General features: G+C 36.2%; 25 protein-coding genes. All 25 read right to left on the bottom strand.

Features of this window, described 5'->3' with window-relative positions:
• Window positions 1-95 precede the first annotated feature (95 nt).
• Window positions 96-1,715, bottom strand: coding sequence for a chaperonin GroEL (gene groL / locus PGC14_RS02040; RefSeq protein WP_039763755.1), 1,620 nt, complete (start codon window positions 1,713-1,715; stop codon window positions 96-98).
• A 26-nt stretch (window positions 1,716-1,741) separates the two neighbouring features.
• Window positions 1,742-2,029, bottom strand: a complete 288-nt coding sequence (locus PGC14_RS02035) for a co-chaperone GroES (protein WP_011916829.1) — start codon at window positions 2,027-2,029, stop codon at window positions 1,742-1,744.
• Between the two features lie 212 nt (window positions 2,030-2,241).
• Window positions 2,242-3,093 carry an AraC family transcriptional regulator gene (locus tag PGC14_RS02030; protein ID WP_039763757.1) on the bottom strand — a complete coding sequence of 284 codons (852 nt, stop codon included), beginning with the start codon at window positions 3,091-3,093 and terminating at the stop codon, window positions 2,242-2,244.
• A 48-nt stretch (window positions 3,094-3,141) separates the two neighbouring features.
• Entirely contained in the window at window positions 3,142-3,399 is a 258-nt protein-coding gene (locus tag PGC14_RS02025) for a hypothetical protein (RefSeq protein ID WP_083931406.1), read from the bottom strand.
• A gap of 59 nt (window positions 3,400-3,458) precedes the next feature.
• Window positions 3,459-3,992: a hypothetical protein gene (locus PGC14_RS02020; RefSeq protein WP_039763760.1), complete on the bottom strand. Its 534-nt coding sequence runs from the start codon at window positions 3,990-3,992 to the stop codon at window positions 3,459-3,461.
• Window positions 3,993-4,008: 16 nt separating this feature from the next.
• Window positions 4,009-4,272: a hypothetical protein gene (locus PGC14_RS02015; RefSeq protein WP_011916825.1), complete on the bottom strand. Its 264-nt coding sequence runs from the start codon at window positions 4,270-4,272 to the stop codon at window positions 4,009-4,011.
• Between the two features lie 22 nt (window positions 4,273-4,294).
• Window positions 4,295-5,683, bottom strand: coding sequence for a DUF342 domain-containing protein (locus PGC14_RS02010; RefSeq protein ID WP_039763765.1), 1,389 nt, complete (start codon window positions 5,681-5,683; stop codon window positions 4,295-4,297).
• A gap of 31 nt (window positions 5,684-5,714) precedes the next feature.
• Complete coding sequence (locus PGC14_RS02005) at window positions 5,715-6,452, bottom strand: FliA/WhiG family RNA polymerase sigma factor (RefSeq protein ID WP_271629395.1); 738 nt, start codon at window positions 6,450-6,452, stop codon at window positions 5,715-5,717.
• A gap of 22 nt (window positions 6,453-6,474) precedes the next feature.
• Window positions 6,475-6,654 carry a hypothetical protein gene (locus PGC14_RS02000; RefSeq protein ID WP_271629394.1) on the bottom strand — a complete coding sequence of 60 codons (180 nt, stop codon included), beginning with the start codon at window positions 6,652-6,654 and terminating at the stop codon, window positions 6,475-6,477.
• 16 nt (window positions 6,655-6,670) lie between these two features.
• Window positions 6,671-7,153, bottom strand: coding sequence for a chemotaxis protein CheD (locus PGC14_RS01995; protein ID WP_271629393.1), 483 nt, complete (start codon window positions 7,151-7,153; stop codon window positions 6,671-6,673).
• A gap of 3 nt (window positions 7,154-7,156) precedes the next feature.
• On the bottom strand, window positions 7,157-7,774 hold the full coding sequence (locus tag PGC14_RS01990) for a chemotaxis protein CheC (protein ID WP_011916820.1): 618 nt from the start codon (window positions 7,772-7,774) through the stop codon (window positions 7,157-7,159).
• A gap of 5 nt (window positions 7,775-7,779) precedes the next feature.
• Window positions 7,780-8,202: a chemotaxis protein CheW gene (locus tag PGC14_RS01985; RefSeq protein WP_039763774.1), complete on the bottom strand. Its 423-nt coding sequence runs from the start codon at window positions 8,200-8,202 to the stop codon at window positions 7,780-7,782.
• A 26-nt stretch (window positions 8,203-8,228) separates the two neighbouring features.
• On the bottom strand, window positions 8,229-10,226 hold the full coding sequence (locus PGC14_RS01980) for a chemotaxis protein CheA (protein WP_271629392.1): 1,998 nt from the start codon (window positions 10,224-10,226) through the stop codon (window positions 8,229-8,231).
• Between the two features lie 36 nt (window positions 10,227-10,262).
• The gene (locus tag PGC14_RS01975; protein WP_271629391.1) at window positions 10,263-10,952 is read right to left on the bottom strand and encodes a flagellar brake protein; all 690 of its coding nucleotides are present in this window, start codon (window positions 10,950-10,952) and stop codon (window positions 10,263-10,265) included.
• Between the two features lie 15 nt (window positions 10,953-10,967).
• Window positions 10,968-11,867 (bottom strand): MinD/ParA family protein, encoded by a 900-nt coding sequence (locus PGC14_RS01970; protein ID WP_271629390.1) that lies wholly within the window; start codon window positions 11,865-11,867, stop codon window positions 10,968-10,970.
• Window positions 11,864-12,976, bottom strand: coding sequence for a flagellar biosynthesis protein FlhF (gene flhF, locus PGC14_RS01965; protein ID WP_011916815.1), 1,113 nt, complete (start codon window positions 12,974-12,976; stop codon window positions 11,864-11,866). Before flhF ends, PGC14_RS01970 begins: the two co-directional genes overlap by 4 nt.
• 2 nt (window positions 12,977-12,978) lie before the next feature.
• Window positions 12,979-15,015: a flagellar biosynthesis protein FlhA gene (flhA, locus tag PGC14_RS01960; protein ID WP_039763784.1), complete on the bottom strand. Its 2,037-nt coding sequence runs from the start codon at window positions 15,013-15,015 to the stop codon at window positions 12,979-12,981.
• A complete protein-coding gene (gene flhB, locus PGC14_RS01955) occupies window positions 15,012-16,112 on the bottom strand; it encodes a flagellar biosynthesis protein FlhB (RefSeq protein ID WP_039763786.1) in 1,101 nt (366 codons plus the stop codon). Before flhB ends, flhA begins: the two co-directional genes overlap by 4 nt.
• Window positions 16,109-16,891 carry a flagellar biosynthetic protein FliR gene (fliR, locus tag PGC14_RS01950; RefSeq protein ID WP_011916813.1) on the bottom strand — a complete coding sequence of 261 codons (783 nt, stop codon included), beginning with the start codon at window positions 16,889-16,891 and terminating at the stop codon, window positions 16,109-16,111. Before fliR ends, flhB begins: the two co-directional genes overlap by 4 nt.
• Before the next feature lie 12 nt (window positions 16,892-16,903).
• Window positions 16,904-17,173 (bottom strand): flagellar biosynthesis protein FliQ, encoded by a 270-nt coding sequence (fliQ, locus tag PGC14_RS01945; RefSeq protein WP_011916812.1) that lies wholly within the window; start codon window positions 17,171-17,173, stop codon window positions 16,904-16,906.
• A gap of 23 nt (window positions 17,174-17,196) precedes the next feature.
• Window positions 17,197-17,952 (bottom strand): flagellar type III secretion system pore protein FliP, encoded by a 756-nt coding sequence (gene fliP, locus PGC14_RS01940; RefSeq protein ID WP_271629389.1) that lies wholly within the window; start codon window positions 17,950-17,952, stop codon window positions 17,197-17,199.
• Window positions 17,949-18,341, bottom strand: a complete 393-nt coding sequence (locus tag PGC14_RS01935) for a FliO/MopB family protein (RefSeq protein ID WP_039763793.1) — start codon at window positions 18,339-18,341, stop codon at window positions 17,949-17,951. Before PGC14_RS01935 ends, fliP begins: the two co-directional genes overlap by 4 nt.
• Before the next feature lie 46 nt (window positions 18,342-18,387).
• Entirely contained in the window at window positions 18,388-18,750 is a 363-nt protein-coding gene (locus PGC14_RS01930; RefSeq protein ID WP_011916809.1) for a response regulator, read from the bottom strand.
• 69 nt (window positions 18,751-18,819) lie between these two features.
• On the bottom strand, window positions 18,820-19,953 hold the full coding sequence (gene fliY, locus PGC14_RS01925; RefSeq protein ID WP_039763796.1) for a flagellar motor switch phosphatase FliY: 1,134 nt from the start codon (window positions 19,951-19,953) through the stop codon (window positions 18,820-18,822).
• A complete protein-coding gene (gene fliM, locus PGC14_RS01920; RefSeq protein WP_039763798.1) occupies window positions 19,950-20,939 on the bottom strand; it encodes a flagellar motor switch protein FliM in 990 nt (329 codons plus the stop codon). Before fliM ends, fliY begins: the two co-directional genes overlap by 4 nt.
• Between the last annotated feature and the right edge of the window lie 17 nt (window positions 20,940-20,956).

The raw sequence follows: 20,956 nt of genomic DNA, 5'->3' as shown, positions 1-20,956 counted from the left end.
TTCAAAAAGTTTTTGGTTTATTACTTAAAAATATTATATCAAAAAAAAATAAAGGCTACCATTCACGGTAGCCTTTATTTCAAAAACTCATTTTATTAGTACATATCAGGTGCTGGTGCTGGTGGATTCTTCTCCTTTTCTGGTTTTTCAGCAACAACAGCCTCTGTTGTCAGAAGCATTGCAGCAGCTGAAGCAGCATTTTGAATAGCTGTCCTTGTAACCTTTGTTGGGTCTACAATACCTGCTTCAAACATGTCGACAAATCTTTCATTGAGTGCGTCAAAACCAACACCAGCTGGGCTCTCTTTTACTTTGTTTACAATTACTGAACCATCCAAACCTGCATTTTCTGCAATCTGTCTTAGTGGTTCTTCTAAAGCCTTCTTGACAATCATAGCACCTGTCTTTTCATCACCTGTCAATGTTTCAATTAACTTGTCAAGTGCAGGAATAGCATTGATAAATGCTGTACCACCGCCAGGAACAATACCTTCTTCAACTGCAGCCTTTGTTGCAGCCAACGCATCTTCAATTCTCAATTTCTTCTCTTTGAGCTCTGTCTCAGTTGCAGCACCAACATGGATTACCGCAACACCACCAGCAAGTTTTGCAAGTCTTTCTTGCAATTTTTCTCTATCAAAATCGGATGTTGTCTCTTCAATCTGCTTCTTAATTGACTGGATTCTTGCTTTGATTTCGCTCGGATCACCTGCACCGTCAACGATGATTGTGTTTTCTTTCTGAACTTTTACCTGTCTTGCACGACCAAGCTGGCTAATCTTAACCTCTCTTAAATCAAGACCAAGCTCTTCTGAAATTACCTGACCACCTGTTAAAATTGCAATGTCCTGAAGCATTGCTTTTCTTCTGTCACCAAAGCCAGGTGCTTTTACTGCAACACACTGGAGTGTTCCTCTGAGCTTATTTACAACAAGTGTTGCCAATGCTTCACCTTCAACATCTTCTGCAATTATCAAGAGCTTCTTGCCTTGCTGAACTATTTGTTCAAGAAGTGGCAAGATGTCCTGAATTGTTGAAATCTTCTTGTCTGTAATCAAGATGTATGGGTCGTCAAGTACTGCTTCCATCCTCTCTGTATCTGTTACCATGTAAGCAGAGATATAACCCCTGTCAAATTGCATACCTTCAACTATCTCAAGTGTTGTCTCTGTTGTCTTGGACTCTTCAACTGTGATAACACCATCGTTTGTTACCTTTTCCATTGCATCTGCAACAAGTTTACCAATTTCCTCATCGCCTGCAGAAATTGAGGCAACATATGTTATGTCTTCTTTACCTCTTACTTTTTTGCTCATCTTCTTGATTTCATCAACTACCACATCAACAGCTTTTTGAATACCTCTTCTGAGAATCATTGGATTTGCGCCAGCTGCAATGTTTTTCAAACCCTCTCTGATCATTGCTTGAGCCAACACTGTTGCAGTTGTTGTACCATCACCAGCAATGTCATTTGTCTTTGACGCAACCTCTCTTACAATCTGCGCACCCATGTTTTCGAATGGGTCCTCAAGCTCAATCTCCTTCGCAATTGTAACACCATCATTTACAATCTGAGGAGAGCCGAATTTCTTCTCAAGAACCACGTTTCTTCCCTTTGGTCCTAATGTCACTTTAACAGTGTCTGCTAATTTATTTACACCACGCTCAAGCGCCCTTCTTGCTTCCTCATCGAACAATATCATTTTTGCTGCCATAATCAATCTACCTCCTTTTTTTGTTTTTAGTCTTCAATGATTGCCAAGACATCATCTTGTCTGATTATTGTATATTCTTCACCGTCAATCTTGATTTCTGTTCCTGCGTACTTGCTAACAATTACCTTGTCACCTTTTTTGACAACCATTTCTACCTTTTCGCCATCAACAATTCCACCAGGTCCTACTTCAATAACCTCTGCAATCTGTGGTTTTTCCTTAACAGTATCTGGCAAAACTATCCCGCTCTTTGTTACCTCTTCTCTTTCTTTGAACTTAATCAAAATCCTGTCGCCAATTGGTCTTATTTTCATCTTTTCCCGACCTCCTTTTTTAGTTTTGTTAGCACTCATTGAGAGTGAGTGCTAATCACATTAAATACTATAGTATATTCTTCCTTTTCTAATCAAGTTTGATTTTACCCAAAATAGGCACAAGATATTCAATTTTCGTTGAAAATCTTAAGAAAAGATCAATTTATCTTCAAAAAACTTCACCTTGCGCAAAATTCTTTATTTTGTCATTATCATCCCTTTGAATTGCCAAATGTGAGTTTCCTATAATGAGTTGGAGAACAGCCTGTGTACTTTTTAAAAATGTCATTAAATCTTTGCAACGATGAAAAACCACACATGATTGCTATTTCACTAATCTTCAAATTAGATACAGAAAGGTATTCTTTTGCCTTCTCTATCCTTTTTGAAAGTAAATACTCCTTTGGCAAAATCCCAAACTGGCTTTTAAAAAGGCGAGAGATACTACTTTCTGACATAAAAAGTTTTTTGGCAATATCTCCTATTTTTATATCTTCCATGTAGTTTTGGTCTATATAATCTTTGATAAACTTTGCAATCTTAGAATAATCAAAACCTTTTTTGATTTCCAAATTATTCATTTCACGTGTGATATACACAAAAAGCTCTATGGACTTTATATAAAGAAGCAGTCCTTTTTTATTTTCCTTTGCCTCTTGCAAGATTGATTCTAAACAAAAAAAGACATTGCTTCTTTTTCTGATGTGAATAAAATAAAACGGTGAGGAAATGTTTTCTAAACTCTCTAAAAAACCATATATCTCTCTTAATGCCTCTATCTTAGATTTGCTCTCAGGTTTTAAATAAAAACCCATTACTATAAACTCTGCTCTAAAATTTCCAACAACTTCAAACTTGTGTCTTGTGTGTGGCTTTATTATGAGAAGGTCACCTGCTCTTAGCTCTATCTTTTCATCTTCAACCCAAAAGTCAATATTACCTTTTTTAACAAATATCAATTCGTAGCTATCGTGTACATTATAATCCATCTTCCAAGAGCTATCATGTACACGCTCTAAGGTCTTTACAATCACTGGCATTATATTGTTAAGCATTTCTATCATTTTCAAACCCCACAACTTTGATATTTTCTTCAAAAGTTATCTCAAAATCTACTTACTTTGGTAAATAGTCTCAAAAATTTCTTCATATGTCATGGCTTTTTTAAAAGTAACCTTTTTGCCTATCTTAAGATGTTTTTTATCTGCATTTACAAATTTTAAAAAACTGTCAAATGAGCTTTTGTCTTGTATTACGCCATTTTGATAAAGCACATCGCTCAAATTATCCATGCTGTTTATATAAATGTCCACTTTGTCCTCTAAATTCCCTTTATTTGAATTATAATTTGCAATAAATAAAAAATACATTGAGCAGATTCCTAAAATCCATCCAATACCAATTCCAAATAAAACAAATTTATACCACTTCAGACCTTTTCCCTCCCTACAATCTTCAGTGCAAGTTTTGTCTCACCCTTGCCTATCTGAAGGGTTGAAGCAATCTCTTCAATGCTAAAGCCCTGCCTATATAGCTCAACAGCTCTTCGATAAATCTCCTCCTTTGATTGTTTCTTAGAAATAAGCTCGAGGTTCTCAAGATTCTTCATATCATTTGCATCTCGCGTGCCTTTGATATCTATTTCCTCATTTCCTGACAAACACTCATAACCCTTTTGTGATTCCTTAAAATTTTCATTTTTCTTGTCTCTTCTTATTTGAGAAGTCTCTTCTTCTGCCCATTTTACCTTGTTTTCTATTCTCTCGATTATATACTCACCAAAATTATCGAGCTCTTCAATTGTTTCAATTGCTTCATTTAAAAGCTGAGAAAGCTTTTGAGCAGTCTTTGCAGATTCAATTAGAACCTTTTCACCTTTTTCTATATCTTTCTTTATTGACTTCAAGGAAATAAATACTACAATAAGCCCAAAAAAGATAAAAAGCACAACATAAGCGTCCATCATTTTTCTCCCTCTGTCAAACTCTGATATCTAAACCCTTATTTGGTTTTTTCTCTTTTTTGGGCCTTTGCCCTTCTCTTTCTTGTTTTTGGGTTATTCTTATTTCTGAAACGTTGTCCTTCCCCCTAACTCTTTTTAAATCCTCATCCACCTTTGACTGATTTTTTTGGGCATTTATATGCTTTAGCATATTTTCTTTTTGCTGTTCACCAAACACAATCTGGGAGACCTCTGTAGATTTTGGATACAAAATCTTAACATCAATTGGCCGGATGTTCATAATAAAAATCATCTCCTTTTCCTTAACTATACGGAGCTATCTTTATGTCAGCATCCTCTCTGTAAATCTTACAGTACTTTACAGGCTCTTTTATAAGCTTGGACACATTTCCTATTGTAATCTTCACGCCTGGATAAATCACATCCTGGACCTTTACCATACCTTCATTCCGCTCCTCAAGCCTTTTTTCTATCTCTTCAAACTCAAGTTGAAGTGACCTCAACCTTTCAGCTGATACAATTTTTGAGCGTGTAAACTTTTGGAGCATTTCCCTTTTCTCATCCGTAAGCCCACCAGTTGCTTCAATCTTTCTGAGAACCTCAATTCCCTGTTCACACTTTTTTATATTTTCCTTCAGCTCAGCAATTTCTTTTTTAATATCTCTATATCTTTCAATCATAATCGGGTCAACACCGACCTCAATCTCTGTGGTTGTAGACAGATATGAACCTATAACTTTTGCTTCAACTTCTTTTCCAACTTTACAAGTACCACCTACAATCGAAGCTTTTTTGCCAATTAAAGTTAATTTTCCTCCGCACTTGATGTCGCTGTGGACAATTGCCTCAGCTTGGATATCATCTGCAGCTATCACGGTCGCATTTTCAATAAACTTTGCAACTACACTCTTTTGAGAGATTATTCTGCCCTTTCCCATTCCAGTTATACCTTTGTGCAAAATCACATTTCCTTTTGCTTCAATCTCGGCTGCTTCAACAATCCCCTCAACCTCAACATTTCCCTCAGCAACAACCTTAAACCCAGACAGAACACTTCCCTTTATATGGACATTACCAACAAAGTTTATATTTCCTGTGGAATTATCAATATCAGAAGATATCTCCAATGTGTTTAGAACAACAACCTTACCCTCTATGATAGAAACCTGCCCGTCACATGCAGCCCTCAGTGTATGTCCGTCAGCATCAATGTATGTATTTTTCCCTCGCGGAAGATTTACTTTTTTACCCTTCTGTCCTCTGATCACCCCTCCAAAAACATCAATCCCGTTTTCTCCATCAACAGGGTCAATCATTGTAACAAGAACATCGTCTTTTCTGACATTTTGAACAATTCCTAAATCTTTGTAGTCAACTCTACCATCAGGAAGCTCTTTTGGCTTTATTTCACGTTTTATATCAAAATGATATATGAGCTTGCCATCAACAGGCTTCCCAGGCGGTTTTCCTTGCGCAACCACAACTGGTGATCCAAATACAGGAGCTTCAACAAGCTTCTTTACTGCATTTTCATCAATTCCATAACTAATCTTATTTGCTCTCAAGGCATTCATTACATTTTCAAATGTCAAGTCTACACCATTTTGATTGAGCATTAAAATTACGCTTGCTTTTAATTTATCAGATGTTACCATTACCTTGATGTCAACTTTAAGATTTTCTTCAGGCATAAAAAGGCTCTCCTTTCGACACAAGATTTCTTCAGCCAAGATGCTTTTCCAATTTTGCTCGCAGTTTAAGCAACGCTCGTGTGTGAAGCTGACTTACTCTTGACTCAGAAACGCCTAAAATCTTGGCTATCTCTTTTATGCTAAGTTCTTCAAAATAATAAAGAAGAATCACCATTTTTTCGTTTTCAGAAAGATTCTCTATTTCTTGTCTGAGCACCTCTTTTAGCTCCTCATTTTCAATAAATACTTCTGGATGAGAAACAAAGTCCTCAAGCCCGCCTATTTTTATCTCATAGTTTTGTTCAAGAAAACCTTCAAGTGAAAGAATCATCCCGCTACTTATTTTTTCTTTAAGTTTTTGAAACTCTGATAAAGTGAGGCCTGCTCTTTTTGCTACTTCTTCATCTGTTGGTATTTTACCTTCTTTTTCTATTTCAATATACGCCTTTTCTACTTCCTTTGCTTTTTGTCTGATGCTTCTCGGCACCCAATCCTGGCTTCTGACACAGTCAATAATAGCACCCCTTATGCGTGTATATGCATATGTTTCAAATTTAACACCTTTTTGACTGTCGTACTTTTCAATTGCATCTAAAAGGCCAAGTGAGCCGTAACTGACTAAATCATCATACTCAACATTTCCACCAAAATACATTGCCATTCTGCCTGCAATGAGTTTTACAAGTGGCATATATCTGAGTGTAAGCTGTTCTTTTATTTTTGGATCTTTTGTCTTTGAGTACTTTTCCCACAAAAATGCCTCATCCATTGTATAAATTCCCCTTAAAAATTTAGCTGTCATTTTCAATTAATCCTTTTATAAAATGTCCACAAAGATATCCTACTGCAGATACAATAAATATGGAAAAAAATGTATATTCCCCTGACTTTCTTGTCGCAAGACATGCCAAAAAAACAATGCTTCCTCCTATCAATGCCAAAATTTCAGGTAATATTTGCTCCCATTTCAAAGCTTTGTCTTCTCCTTTAGATAGTTTTTGTTCCCTTCCCGATTGTCTTTATTTCTAACCTACCATCTTCAGAGTAGAATATTATTGTCCTACCATAATTACCGCCTGTATCTTCAGCAACAATTGGTATTTTTAGCTCATCCAAAATCTTCTTGGCAGCTTCTACATTGCGCTTTCCTATGTTCATAAACTCGCTTCTTGTCACTTCAAACATTTGCGCACCGCCCGCAAGCTTAGCAACCATGTCTTTCTTTTGAGAGCCAAGATTTTCCATCTTCTCTATCAAGAGTGGAATACCTGTATCAGCAAACTTTGCAGGGTTACTGTTGTTTTTTACACCCCAGCTGTAAGGAAGCATTATATGTATCATACCGATTATCTTGTTTTTACTATCATATATACAAACCCCAACACATGAACCAAGACCAAGTGTTGTAAGAATGTTTGGATACTTGGTTACATTTAAGTCTGCCATTCCTACTTTAATTGTTTCTATCATCTTCTACGCTACTCCCAATGCTTTTAGCATTTTTTGATATGATTCTATTGTTGGTATTAAAAAGAAATCAGCAACAATCCTGCTACTTGACTCAAAAATCTCTGTTTCAATATAAAGAGCAGTATCACCTGTCTCACCAAATTGAATTGCAGGAAAGCTCAATATCGCTCCTGCCATGTCTTCTGCAAGCTGTGGAACAGACTGAATCATCTTAAAACCTGTTAATGAAGCCAAAGCTGTCAGGTATGCCCCAGCTAAGATGTTTCCTATCTCAGTGAGGGCAGATTTTTCAATATCTGTAAATTCGCTATAGCCGTTCAATGATGTGCCAAGGAGCATATTTACTAAAATGTGTGCTGATGCTTGCGACATCACAAGCATAATAAATCCGTCTATATCACCCTCAACATTTAAAAGTATACCAACAACAGGTATCTCCGCCCCACCTAAAATTTCGGGTACTTCTTTCAAATCTACCATTTTAACAACAGGCACCTTCATATCAATGCGCCTTCCAATCATCATGGCAAGGGCAGAGATTGCATTTCCTGTCCCAATGTTCCCAAGTTCTCTTAGGACATCTAAATACATTTCATTTATTTCATTACTTGAAAAATTCATAAAAATTAAACCTCCTCAACCTTTTCAAACAAAACATCTTCCAAATTTATTATGTTTATAAGCACGTTATTATACTTTGCTATTGAAAAAGTAAACTCGTTTCTATCTCTTGTAGCAGAATCAAAATCCTCTTTGGTAAGGTACACAACATCTAAAACCTCATCAATAATTAAACCCACTTTGAACTCATTCTTCCAGTTGACAATTAAAATCCTTGTCTCTTCCCCAAACTCTTCTTTTTTGACTCCTATCTTTTCTCTAAGGTCAATCACAGGTACAATCTCACCACGTAGGTTCACAACACCCTTTATATACTCTTTGGTATTCGGTACACGTGTAATTGGCATCATTTTTTCAATGTTTTCTATAAAGCTCACCAAAAGTCCATAGTATTCATCTGCTAACCTGAAAATAAGATACTGTTCCATACTTACACCTCACCTCTATTTTTCTTTTATACACTGAGCATGTTAGGGTCAAGTATCATGGCAACAGACCCATCCCCAAGTATTGTTGCACCAGAAACAAGCCTAATTCCCTCTAAATATTTCCCAAGTGATTTAATAACTATGTCCTGCTGACCTAAAAGCTTATCCACCACGATTCCAGTCAACTTTTCTCCGCGCTTTACTATAACAACTGTGTACTTTCTTCTTGTGTCCAAATCTGCCTCAAGCCCTACAATCTTGTGGAGATATTTTATAGGAATGACCTGATTTCTGAGCATAATTATCTCTTTGCCCTTTTGGACAACTTTAATATCATCTCTTGCAACATCAATTATCTCTTTTATTGAGGCAATAGGAATTGCATAAATCTCATCTTTAACAGTTACCAAAAGCGCTTGGATTATTGCTAATGTCAAAGGCAATCTTATTACAAACTTTGTACCTTTGCCTTTCTCTGTTTTTACCTCAATCATACCACCAAGCTGTTCAATCTTTGTCTTAACAACATCAAGACCTACACCTCTTCCTGACAGGTTTGTAACCTTGTCTTTCGTTGAAAAACTTGGTAGAAATAGAAAATCTATAATTTCTTGTTCAGATAAATCTAATTGGTCTTCTTTTAAAAGTCCTTTTTCAATTGCCTTTTTCTTAACCTTTTCTATGTCAATTCCCTTACCATCATCTTCAACCTCAATCACAACATTATTACCATCATGATAAGCAGAAAGCTTTATAAGCCCACTTCTTGGCTTTCCATTTTTTACTCTCTCTTCTGGTTCTTCTATGCCATGGTCTGCTGCATTTCTCAAAAGGTGTATAAGCGGGTCTCCAAGCTCATCCACAATAGTCCTGTCAACCTCTGTGTCCTCACCAGACATTACAAGTTCAAACTCTTTTCCAAGCTCTCTTGCCAAATCTCTCATCATTCTTGGAAATCTAGAAAATACCCTCTCAACAGGTACCATTCTTACCTTCATTACAGCATCATGAAGGCTTGTTGTAATCCTTTCTAAGTACTCAATGGACTCTTCGTATTGTCTATCATTGTACTTCTTTGCAAATCCTTCAATTCTGCTCTTGATTATTATAAGCTCGCTTACTAAGTTCATCAAAACATCCAATCTCTCTATATCAACTCTAACAGTTTTACTTGTTCTTTGAAGCCCTTCTTGTTTTTGTTCACGTACAACCTTCACAGCTTCTGTACTTTGAACCTCTTCAGTTCTGCTTACCTCCTGTTGAGTTCCCTCTACCTTGACATCTCCAACCTTTACCTCTATACCTTTTGCCTCTCTTATCTCTGAAATAGACAAAATCCTTTCCCTTATTTTCTCAAGAGGCTCTTTGCTAACAATTGTAATACTAAACTCAAAATCAAATTTTTCATCTTCAATATCCTGAACAGGTGGTTTTGAATTTATTATCTCACCCAGCTCCTCAACCGCCTTGAAAACAAGATACGCCCTTGCAGACTTTAAAAGACAGTTTGGATCAAGTTCAATATCAAATTTATAAACATTAAACCCCTGCGAATAAGCCCTCTCAATTGCTCTTATCACAAACTCATCATACTCTAACTGGGCAGTTGCTTTCTTTGCACTTACAACCATTTCTTCTTGCGGCCTACCCAAAATGCCATTTAAGCTATTTACAAGCTGAAGATTCTGTTCCGACCCTTCTGTACCTGTTGCCACAATGACATCCAAATATTCTTCTAAGGCGTCAACAGTTTTGAAAAGTACATCCATTATATTGCTATTTATTCTGAGTTTGCCATCTCGTGCAGCAGCCAAAACATTTTCCATAGCATGTGTGAGCTTTTGCATATTCACAAAGCCCATTGTGCCAGCCATGCCTTTTAAGGTATGTGCAGACCTGAAAATCTCATTAATAAGCTGCAAATCTTCAGGGTTTTCTTCTAACTTTAACATGTTGTCATTCAAGCTCTGAATATGGTCTTTTGCTTCTTCTATGAACATACCTAAGTATTGAGACATATCCATAACCTTCATCACTCCTTCTTTACCAATAAGGCTTATTTACAAAAGCCCTTTTTGTCTCATTTTTTGCTGCTCTTTGAATATAAACCGGACAATTTTGTCTATCTCATTTTGTTTGGCCTCTATGAATTTAGAACCATACATAAATCTATAAATATGATGGTCTACTCTTTCTTTCCTTAAAATTTGGGCCTTAAGTACAAGCTCTTCACCTTCAATAGGAATTTTCGTCAGTATAATGTCATGTATATTAAACTCTTCTTGAGTTAAAAAACAAACACCTCCACCACTGATGTCCTTTGTCAATGCCTTTACTATTTTTCCCTCTGAAAAACCATTTTGGGGATTTCCATTTACCTCGTCTTTTTGAGGGCTTAACAATTTTACAAATATATCTAAATTTATAGGAAGTCTGAAAAACATACGTCTTTGAATTTTGCGAATGTCAGATATCTGCCTAACTTTTATCATATACTCTGGCTCTTTGAATCTATCTTCAACTACTGCGTCAAATACCCACACACCGTCTGGCATTACTTTATATATTCTCACAATTTCCTCAATGAAGAAAGTTACATATACACCTTCTCTTATGGGTGTAAATACATAAAAATACTCATCTTTTATATCGGCAATTTTGGAAACATACTGCACACCCTTTTCTTCCCATGTACGCCTGTCTATTCTAACAATCTCAATCTTATCTCCTACCTTAAAAATTTTGCGCATAAAAAGCCCCCTCTTTTATTGCTCTTTAAACTTTTTGATGATACTTTCTATGAACCTTGTAAAACCTTTTGGCATATCTTTTTCTGAGACATCTTTATTTTGGACAAGCTTTTTTGCAATGTCTTCAACCTGTTTTGAAACACTACTCTTTTCATATGATATCATAAACGGCACCTGTTTGATAACAGATTTTGAGACAATTCCATTTTCCTCTATATAACCTATATATTCTACTTCTCTTTGCAAAAACCTTTTTATAACTCCACTTAGTCTGTAAAAAATTTCGTCAGCTTCTTTGTTATTTTGTACCCTGTTCACTAAAATGTTTATCTTATGATCAAAATTTCTTGTAATTATAGCCTTGATTATTGCATATGCATCAGTGATTGAGGTTGGTTCAGGCGTTGTGATTACAATTACCTCATCTGACATCATTACAAATTCCATTACATTTTTGGATATACCAGCACCAGTGTCAATCAGCACAATATCAAAGTACTTATTAATAGTTTCTGCACTCTCTATAAGTCTAAAAAGTTTCTCCTCATCCAAGTTTGCAAGGTCAACCATACCAGAGCCACCAGAGATGAACTTTACTCCAAACGGTCCTTCTTCAACTATTGACATTATCTCTTTTTTGCCTTCTAATACATCCTTTACAGTGTACTTTGGCGATGTACCAAGAAGTACCTCAACATTTGAAAGTCCCAAATCAGCATCTATTATTAATACATTAATGCCCAGTTTCTTGAGTGCAATAGCTAAATTTACAGTCAGGTTTGTCTTTCCAACTCCACCCTTTCCACTTGTAATTGTGATAATTTTTGAAGTAATGTCATTAAACTTTTCGCTCTGTCTGTCAAAAATATTTGACTTTTTGACAAGATTCCTCAAGCCTTGAGCCTGGTCTCTCATAAAACCTTACTCCCTATTATGAGTTTTGCAAAATGCTCTGGATTGAACTGTTGTATGTCATCTGGAACATTTTGCCCAGTTGTGACATAGGCAATTGGTTTTTGTGTGTAATGCTTAATATTTAAAATATTTCCATAAGTTGACACTTCATCAACTTTGGTTATTATAACCTTGTAATTGTCAATAAACGAATAAGTATTTACAATTTCTTTAAATACACTCGGTTGAGTAGTAGCACTTAAAAGCAAAAATACCTCATCAGGACTTGCTTTTTCTACAAATGCCCTGAGCTCATCCATATGCTCTTGGTTTTTATGACTCCTTCCTGCTGTGTCTACAAGTACCACGTCAGAGTCGTCAAAACTCTTTATAATCTGGTCATATTCATCTACCTCGTACCACACCTTTGTCTTTATGTTCATAATCTCAGCATATGTCTTTAGTTGCTCAACAGCAGCAATTCTATATGTGTCGGCCGTGATAAAACCCACTTTTTTGCCTTCTTCAAACATTAGCTTTGCAGCAATTTTGGCAATTGTGGTTGTCTTGCCAACACCAGTTGGCCCCACAAAGAATACAACCTGAGGCTGCTTCGAGTCAAGACTTAAAGTAACTGGTGTACCAAGGATGTTTTTTATCTCTTTGTACATATTATTTACCATATTGTTTATAGACCCGTCCCAGTTGACTTTTGCCAAAAGTCCTTCTACAATCTCCTCTTCTACGCCGTTTTTCTTCAGGTTTTCACGCATGACATCTAAAAAGTTCTTTTTAGAGACCTCTTTCACTTCAGGTATTATATTTGTATCCTTTATCACCTCTTTTATGGTCTTTTCTAAAGAGTCTATCTTCTTTTCAAGCTCTTTAATTTGACTAAGTTGAAGACTCAAAGTCAAATTCTCAGGCTTTGGCATCTCTTCTTCTCTTCTTATAACCTTTTCCTCTTCGCACGCAGCTGTCACTTCTATAAGTGGTTTTTTAAAAAAGCCAAATAGCCCCTTTTGCCTAACCTTTTTGGTAGAAAGAATCACAGCATCCTTGCCCAAATCTGCCTTTATCCTAATTAGAGCTTCCTGCATATCATGGGCCAAATACCTTTTTATCTTCATCTTTAGACTTCCACCATCCCAACAGTTTTTATTTGCACATTCGGTAAAATCTCGTTATATGAAAGCACAATAACATCTGGAAAGATATTCTCAATGAGCCTTCTAAAATAAATCCTTACTATTGGGGAACAAACTACAATGGGCTGTGACGATGTGCCCAAAAGCTTTTCAAGTATATTGCTAAGATTGTTAATAAGCCTTTGAATATAATCTGGCGCAAGATTTATAAAACTTCCTTGCTCGGTTTTCTGAATAGAATTCATAATAGCCTCTTCTACCTCAGGAGAAAGTGCCACAGCTTCTAATGTATTACCTGAGACATATTTTTTTGTGATATACCTTGCCATTGCCTGTCTGACATATTCTGTCAGGATGTCTACATCCTTTGTAGTTGGAGCATAGTCAGCGAGCGTCTCTAAAATTGTCACCATGTCCCTTATGCTAATCCGCTCTTTCAAAAGATTTGCTAAAACTTTTTGTACCTCACCTACTGTCATCAGTTTTGGAATTAGTTCATCTACAAGCACCGGGTTTGTCTCTTTGACATTGTCAATGAGTTTTTGCACATCCTGCCTTGTCAAAAGTTCATGAGCATGGCGTCTTAATATTTCTGTAAGATGGGTTGCTATGACAGACGGAAGGTCAACAACTGTATACCCTGCCATCTCAGCCTTTTCCTTCATAGAAGAAGGTATCCAAATACTATCTAATCCAAACGCAGGCTCTTTTGTGGGAATACCCTGAATTTCTTCTGTTACAAATCCTGGGTTTATAGCAAGAAGACTATCGCTCATAAGCTCTGCCCTTGCAACCTCAACACCTTTGATGTTTATTCTGTACTCATATGGCTTTAGTGAGATATTATCTCTGAGTCTAATTGTGGGAACAATTATTCCAAGCTCAAGTGCAAGCTGTCTTCTTATCATCACAACACGCTCTAAAAGGTCTCCACCTTGTTCTTTGTCTGCAAGAGGAATTATACCATACCCAAACTCAACCTCAATAGGGTCAACATATAAAAGGTTCATCACATTTTCAGGTTTTCTTAACTCTTCAACTTCTTTTTGTTCACTCTTTTCTTCTTCTATTGTCTCCACCTTTTTCAAACTGGAATTCATTCTAACCCCCATTGATATCATTGTGCCAGATAAAACAAACAAAGAGAGCTTTGGCATAGTAGGAATAAGTGCCAAGACTGCCAAAATAATTCCAACTGTGTAAAGCACTCTTGGATGATACTCAAAAAGCTGACGGATCAAATTATCAGAAAGCTTGCTCTCATCAGCTGCCTTTGTAACCACAATACCTGTTGCAGTTGATATCAAAAGGGCCGGTATTTGAGCAGCAATTCCATCGCCGACAGAAAGTAGAAGGTACTTTTGTATAGCTTCTGTGACATCCTCTCCTCTCATTGCAACACCAATTATAAGCCCACCAAGTGCGTTTATAAATGTAATCAAAATGGCAGCAATCGCATCACCTTTGACAAACTTGCTTGCACCGTCCATCGCTCCATAAAAATCAGCTTCTTTTTGTATTTTACTTCTTCGAATTTTTGCTTCTTCCTCAGTTATAATTCCTGCATTCAAATCAGCATCAACTGCCATCTGTTTTCCTGGCATCGCATCAAGTGTAAACCTTGCTGCAACCTCTGAAACTCTTTCAGCTCCTCTGGTTATTACAATGAATTGGATAATGATAATTATGAAAAATATAATAACACCAACTACAATGTTACCACCAATGACAAAGTTTCCGAAGGTATAGACAATTCTTACATTTTCACCTTGCCCCGTAAGAATTTGTCGTGTTGTCGAGATATTTAGAGAAAGTCTCAGTAGTGTTGTGAACAATAGAAGGGAAGGAAATACAGAAAAATCTAACGCTTCTTTTATGTTTATGCTGTTCAGGAAAATAACAAGTGCAAGTGCAAGGTTCACAGCTATGAGCACATCCAGCATACTTGGAGGAATAGGAAGTATCATAGCTAAGATTATTACTATTGCAAATATGGAAAGTGTAGCACCTTTAAAATTCATCTCATATTCACCTTCTGATAGTTCTTTAAACTGTAAACATATGCTAATACTTCTGCCACCGCCTGATAAAGCTCAGGCGGAATAAAATCACCAACTTCACACATATTATAAAGGCTTTGTGCAAGTTCTTTGTTTTCCACTATCTCAATCTTGTACTTTTTAGCCTCCTCTTTAATCTTTTGGGCTATGTAATCCTTACCTTTTGCAATAACCCGTGGTGCATCAAACTTTTCTGGTTCATACAAGAGTGCTACTGCATAGTGTGAAGGATTTGTTATAACAACATCTGCTTTGGGAAGCTGCTGGAACATCCTCTGAAGAGAAATTCTCCTTTGTCTCTCCCTTATTCTTGACTTTATCTGGGGATTTCCCTCAGTTTGCTTAAACTCTTCCTTGACCTCTTCCTTAGTCATCATGAGTTTTTTCTCATATTGCTGTCTTTGGAAAATGAAATCAATAACTGCAATACCAAAGAACATAATCGACATCCACAAGATGAGATTTATTGTTGAATCAAAAGAAAACTTCACTATTGAAATTAAGCTCATATCATACATTTCAAGTAGTTTTCCTGCAAATGTCTTTGTGCATAAATAACCTGTGTAGCCTATTATGAGTATCTTAAGGATTGACTTTATTAGCTCAACCACTGAGTTAATTGAAAATATCCTTTTAAACCCCTCAATTGGATTTATCTTTTGAAAGCTTACTTTCAAAGACTCAGACGTAATTAAAAATCCACTTTGGGCCCACTCAACCAAAGCTGTCATAAACATTATGACAATACAAAAAGGAAGAATCAATTTCAATGTAATGGTAATTATTGCTGAAAATAGTCTACTTGCATCAGCTATGTCTTCAATATTATAATTCAAATTGCCAAAAAAGTATTTGCCATAGCTCTGCAAAGGATGGACAAATAGAGAATATCCAAATTTCAAAAAAAGTACACTTATAAGTAAAGCAAAAGCAGAGGTAACTTCTCTGCTCTTTGCTACCATTCCACGCTTTCTTGCTTCTTGTCTTTTACGAGGAGTTGCCTTTTCTGTCTTGGTAGCAGTGTCTGCAAACAGCTGAATATTAAATACTAACCTCACTTAAAGCCCCCTCTCAAGGCATCAAAGGTATAATAACTCAGTTTATCAAGCAAGACAAATATCATCTTGTTCATAATAGGAAGGACTATAACAAGTACTACAAACCCAATTGCAATTTTAATAGGTATCCCCACCATAAATACATTCATCTGAGGCACTGCTCTCGACAATATTCCAAGTATTATGTCAACTATTAGCATACTCATCAAAATTGGCAAGCTTATCTCTATCCCAATTACAAAAAGCTCTATGAAAAATGTTATAAACTTTTGTGATAGTTTAGGTAAAATATTTGAATATCCTAATGGCACTACTTTATAACTATATACAACTGCCCTTATCAACGTGTGGTGAGCATCTGTTGCAAAGAATATCACAAGCATGTACAAATACAGAAAATTCCCTAAAAGAGGCACCTGAATCTCACTCATTGGATCAATTACATTTGCTATACCAAAACCTATTGCATTGTCAATAATCTGACCTGCAAGAAGGATTGTAGAAAATATCATATACGATATAAAACCTATTATAATCCCTACAATAAACTCCTTTGTTACCACAAAAATAAATTCTAAAAGGTTTTGGGGTACAGTATATTCAAAATGGTACAGAAGCACTACAATAATGCTTAAGAAAAATGCTAAACCTATCTTAAAATATGCAGGAATGTTTCTCCTACCAAATATAGGCGATGCAATGAAAATTCCACTCATCCTTGCTAATACTAAAAAAAATATGTATGAACCATTTAAAAAATAGCCAAAAATTCCTTCCATTTTTCTTCCCTTTTACTTTACAAACTGGTTTATATTGGTCAAAAGATATTTTGTGAACTCTACTGCCTTTGTAAGCATCCAGTGACCGAATATTAAAAGCGAAACAGCAATTGCAATAAGTTTTGGAACAAAAGTAAGAGTCTGCTCATTAATCTGTGTTGTTGCCTGCAGAATTGATATAACAATTCCAACAATCATAGACACAATCAAAATTGGTCCCGCAATGTAAAATGCCGTCAAAATAGCCTGCCTTGCAATCTCCAAAGCAACCGCTATATCCATGGCAGTTTTCAACACCTTTTTTCTTATTTGAAACTTTTAATAAGTGACTCAACAACAAGTCCCCAACCATCAACGAGTATAAAAAGCAAAATCTTGAACGGCAGAGAAATCATAACAGGAGGAATCATGAGCATTCCCATAGACATCAAAATACTTGCAACAACCATGTCAATAATCAAAAATGGCACATAAATTATAAACCCCATTTCAAATGCACTTTTGAGCTCACTTATAATAAAGGCCGGAATTACAACTCTTAAAGGTAAATTCCTAACGTTTGTAGTTGGATTTGTATTGCTGAGCTTTATAAAAAGATCTAAATCTTTTTTTCGCGTATTTTTGAGCATGAACTCTTTAATTGGTGCCTCTGCTCTTTTTAGCGCTTCTTGGGACGTAATCTGACCTTTTATGTATGGCAGATAACTCTGTGTATAAATCCTCTCTCCTACAGGTGCCATTATAAAGAATGTCAAAAATAGTGCAAGACCAATTAAAATCTGGTTTGGAGGCATTTGCTGAGTCCCTAACGCATTTCTTACAAACCCCAGCACAATCAATATCCTTGTAAATGACGTCATCATAATGAGAATTGACGGTGCTAAAGTGAGCAGAGTGAGAAATATTATAAGCTGTATGGCTGACGATACATCTTTGGGATTGTTCATATCACCCAAATTCAGGCTAAAACTTGCTGTTGCAAACGCTGTTTCAATTTTGCAAAAAGCTATTATCAAAATAATCAAACCTGTCGATAAAATATAAAGAAACCTCTTTTTCATCTTTTATCTTCATCGCCCTTGTCTTTTATTACATTGTAAAGACTTAAAACTTTGTCTTTTAGTCCAAACGAAGACTCAAATTTCGAATTAAAGACTTTTTTAAAACTTGCTTCCTCAGAAATTTCTTCTGCCTCGGGAAATTCTGACTTTTCTAACTCTTTCAAAAATGTGATGCTCTTTTGGGTCTTACCAAGAAGTATGTACTTTTGCCCAACTTTTATTAATATAAGCATACTATCAGAAGAAAGGGGAAGTACATCAACTATTCTTATAAACTCCCCTTTCTTAAATAGTGTCTTTTTGCTAAAAATCTTCAGAACAAAGTAAGTAAGATATATCAATACACTAATTGCAAACAAAGAAACAATTATTCTCAAAACCAGTTCCATTACTAATTTTTTCTCCTTCAATACCTTAAAGTAAAAAACCGGTACATTAGCCTAGCACCTTCTTGATAGCCTCAACAATTCTTTCTGCCTGGAAGGGTTTTACAATAAAGTCACGCGCACCCGCTTGAATAGATTCTATAACCATTGCTTGCTGACCCATAGCAGAGCACATTATAATCTTTGCCTGTGGGTCAATCTTTTTTATCTCCCTTACTGCTTGTATCCCGTCCATTTCTGGCATTGTAATATCCATCATCACTAAATCTGGTTTAAGTTCTTTGTACAATTCAACAGCCTTAAGTCCGTTCTCAGCTTCGCCTGCTACTTCATATCCATTCTTTGTTATAATGTCTTTGAGCATCATTCTCATAAATGCTGCATCATCAACTATCAAAATCCTTTTCGACATGAATCTCTCTCCTTTTCTAATGTTCTTTAATGTAAAGTTTGGTTTTTGAAAAAAAGGCTTACTTATATTTTATAATCTATTTGACGGGTTGACAATATCAGTTATGCGAACACCAAAACTCTCATCAATGACAACAACTTCACCTTTAGCAATCACCTTACCATTTACAAGAATATCAACTGGCTCGCCAGCAAGTTTATCAAGCTCAATAATGGACCCTGTTGAAAACTCCAAAATCTCCCTTACAAGCTTTTGTGTTCTACCAAGCTCCACAGTAATCTCAAGCGGAACATCTAAAATTAGTTCAATATTCTCTGGGTATCTTCTCTCCTCTTCTTCATCAAAGCTCTCAAATTGAACAGGTGACACATTGTATACTCTTTCGCTTTTCTCCTCTTTTTTGGGCTGAAAACTTTGTAAAGAAGCCCCTGTTTGCTGTTTTTTAGACTGTTCACTTTTTACAGTTTTCTCAATGGTCTTTGTAGATTCTTGCGTAGATGTTTTTGGTTCACTCTTCTCCTGCACAGAAGATGTGCTAAGTGTGCTATTTAACATTGCATTTACAAGCTGCTTTGCAAAGTCAACAGGAATTAACTGCATTATCTGACTGTCAATCAAATCTCCAATTGTCATTCTAAATGCAACTTTGACTATTTCATCAGCACTTTTTAGCTCAGGAATCATCTCCTCAGCGTTCTTTGCAAAGTCTATTACAAACGCCTCTGGTGGACTTATATCAATCTTTAGATTCAACATGGAGGAAAGCGATGTTGAGGCAGAACCTACCATCTGGTTCATTGCTTCTTGTATTGCAGAAAGTTGAAGCTCAGAAAGCTCCTCTGAAAATTCAATACTCCCACTGCCTCCCATCATAAGGTCAGCTATTATCTCAACATCTTCCTTCTTTAAAACAAGCAGGTTAACCCCATCAAGTCCTTCTTTGTACACAACCTTTATAGCAACATACGGTACAGGAAATTCTTTAGGAAGCTCATCCCATTTCAAAACACTAACTATAGGTGTTGTTATACTCACCTTTTGATTTAAAAGAATACTCAAAGTAGTAGCAGCCGTGCCCATTGAAATGTTTCCTATCTCACCCAGCACATCTTTGTCCTGGTCAGAAATAGCCTCATGCAATGATGATTCGCTCATTCCCCGCAAAAGAGCGTCTATTTCATCTTGCGATAGCAAATCGCTCATCTGCTTTCATCCTCCTTTTCTACCCTTGTGACTTTGATTGCAACTCTTCCTTCTTTGCGACCAGGCACACCATAGAATTTTAATTTATCTCCAACAAATACCTCAATCTCCTGATTTTTTCTTCTATCGAGCCTAATTACATCACCTATTTGAAGCTCTAAAAATTCTCTCACTGTAATCTTTGTCCTTCCCAAAATTGCTCTGATTGTAACCTTTGTTTTTTCAATCTTTCTTTGCAAGTACTCTTTTGTCTCTTCTGATGTCTCCTTTGCAGATGTTGAAAACCAGTATTTTGTGCTTAGCCTTGGCATAATAGGCTCTATCACCATGTGTGGAAGACAGATATTCACCATTCCCTCTACCTCTCCAACCTTCATATCAATTGTCACAAGCGCAACAGTTTCATTTGGTGAGACAATTTGTGTAAACTGAGGATTTGTTTCAATTTTTTCAAGTCTTGGGTGCAAATCTACGATATTCTCCCATGCTTCCTGGAAATAGTTTATAAGCTGCTGCAAAAGTCTTTCAATCAGAGCAAGTTCAATCTCTGTAAACGTTCTTATCTTGTCAATACCTTTTCCAAATCCGCCAAGCACTCTATCTATCATTGCAAATGCTATTTCTGGAGACATTTCAAATACAATGCTACCTTTAAGTGGTGCAAAGTTGACAATCCCCATCACAACCGGGTTGGAAAGCGAATTGCTAAACTCGTAATAAGTCAGCTGCTCAACAGAAATTACATCCATCTGGACAACTGTTCTTAAGTATCCAGATAAAAAGGTGGTGACTATTCTTGAATAATTCTCAAAGATTATCTGAAGTGTTCGCAAATGGTCTTTTGCAAACTTGCTGGGTCTTTTAAAATCGTATACCCTGATATTTCTCTCTTGTTTTGGTTTTTGTATCTCTTCAAGCGAAAGCTCACCAGTGGTAAGTGAACGCAAAAGTTCATCTATTTCACTTTGTGAAAGTATATCACCCATTTTGAGTAACTACACCA

It is taken from the genome of Caldicellulosiruptor sp. DIB 104C (genome assembly GCF_028198085.1).
In the GTDB taxonomy this organism is placed as follows: Bacteria; Bacillota; Thermoanaerobacteria; order Caldicellulosiruptorales; family Caldicellulosiruptoraceae; genus Caldicellulosiruptor; species Caldicellulosiruptor saccharolyticus.
Note: the sequence above shows the minus strand (reverse complement) of the source record. Positions and strands in the feature narration are given on the sequence as shown.

What these genes read in the sequence shown, in the direction of transcription:
- groL (WP_039763755.1), bottom strand. Translation starts at nt 1,715, where the DNA reads ATGGCAGCAAAAATGATATTGTTCGATGAGGAAGCAAGAAGGGCGCTT.
- PGC14_RS02035 (WP_011916829.1), bottom strand. Translation starts at nt 2,029, where the DNA reads ATGAAAATAAGACCAATTGGCGACAGGATTTTGATTAAGTTCAAAGAA.
- PGC14_RS02030 (WP_039763757.1), bottom strand. Translation starts at nt 3,093, where the DNA reads ATGATAGAAATGCTTAACAATATAATGCCAGTGATTGTAAAGACCTTA.
- PGC14_RS02025 (WP_083931406.1), bottom strand. Translation starts at nt 3,399, where the DNA reads ATGTATTTTTTATTTATTGCAAATTATAATTCAAATAAAGGGAATTTA.
- PGC14_RS02020 (WP_039763760.1), bottom strand. Translation starts at nt 3,992, where the DNA reads ATGGACGCTTATGTTGTGCTTTTTATCTTTTTTGGGCTTATTGTAGTA.
- PGC14_RS02015 (WP_011916825.1), bottom strand. Translation starts at nt 4,272, where the DNA reads ATGAACATCCGGCCAATTGATGTTAAGATTTTGTATCCAAAATCTACA.
- PGC14_RS02010 (WP_039763765.1), bottom strand. Translation starts at nt 5,683, where the DNA reads ATGCCTGAAGAAAATCTTAAAGTTGACATCAAGGTAATGGTAACATCT.
- PGC14_RS02005 (WP_271629395.1), bottom strand. Translation starts at nt 6,452, where the DNA reads ATGGATGAGGCATTTTTGTGGGAAAAGTACTCAAAGACAAAAGATCCA.
- PGC14_RS01995 (WP_271629393.1), bottom strand. Translation starts at nt 7,153, where the DNA reads ATGATAGAAACAATTAAAGTAGGAATGGCAGACTTAAATGTAACCAAG.
- PGC14_RS01990 (WP_011916820.1), bottom strand. Translation starts at nt 7,774, where the DNA reads ATGAATTTTTCAAGTAATGAAATAAATGAAATGTATTTAGATGTCCTA.
- PGC14_RS01985 (WP_039763774.1), bottom strand. Translation starts at nt 8,202, where the DNA reads ATGGAACAGTATCTTATTTTCAGGTTAGCAGATGAATACTATGGACTT.
- PGC14_RS01980 (WP_271629392.1), bottom strand. Translation starts at nt 10,226, where the DNA reads ATGGATATGTCTCAATACTTAGGTATGTTCATAGAAGAAGCAAAAGAC.
- PGC14_RS01975 (WP_271629391.1), bottom strand. Translation starts at nt 10,952, where the DNA reads ATGCGCAAAATTTTTAAGGTAGGAGATAAGATTGAGATTGTTAGAATA.
- PGC14_RS01970 (WP_271629390.1), bottom strand. Translation starts at nt 11,867, where the DNA reads ATGAGAGACCAGGCTCAAGGCTTGAGGAATCTTGTCAAAAAGTCAAAT.
- flhF (WP_011916815.1), bottom strand. Translation starts at nt 12,976, where the DNA reads ATGAAGATAAAAAGGTATTTGGCCCATGATATGCAGGAAGCTCTAATT.
- flhA (WP_039763784.1), bottom strand. Translation starts at nt 15,015, where the DNA reads ATGAATTTTAAAGGTGCTACACTTTCCATATTTGCAATAGTAATAATC.
- fliR (WP_011916813.1), bottom strand. Translation starts at nt 16,891, where the DNA reads ATGGAAGGAATTTTTGGCTATTTTTTAAATGGTTCATACATATTTTTT.
- fliQ (WP_011916812.1), bottom strand. Translation starts at nt 17,173, where the DNA reads ATGGATATAGCGGTTGCTTTGGAGATTGCAAGGCAGGCTATTTTGACG.
- fliP (WP_271629389.1), bottom strand. Translation starts at nt 17,952, where the DNA reads ATGAAAAAGAGGTTTCTTTATATTTTATCGACAGGTTTGATTATTTTG.
- PGC14_RS01935 (WP_039763793.1), bottom strand. Translation starts at nt 18,341, where the DNA reads ATGGAACTGGTTTTGAGAATAATTGTTTCTTTGTTTGCAATTAGTGTA.
- PGC14_RS01930 (WP_011916809.1), bottom strand. Translation starts at nt 18,750, where the DNA reads ATGTCGAAAAGGATTTTGATAGTTGATGATGCAGCATTTATGAGAATG.
- fliY (WP_039763796.1), bottom strand. Translation starts at nt 19,953, where the DNA reads ATGAGCGATTTGCTATCGCAAGATGAAATAGACGCTCTTTTGCGGGGA.
- fliM (WP_039763798.1), bottom strand. Translation starts at nt 20,939, where the DNA reads ATGGGTGATATACTTTCACAAAGTGAAATAGATGAACTTTTGCGTTCA.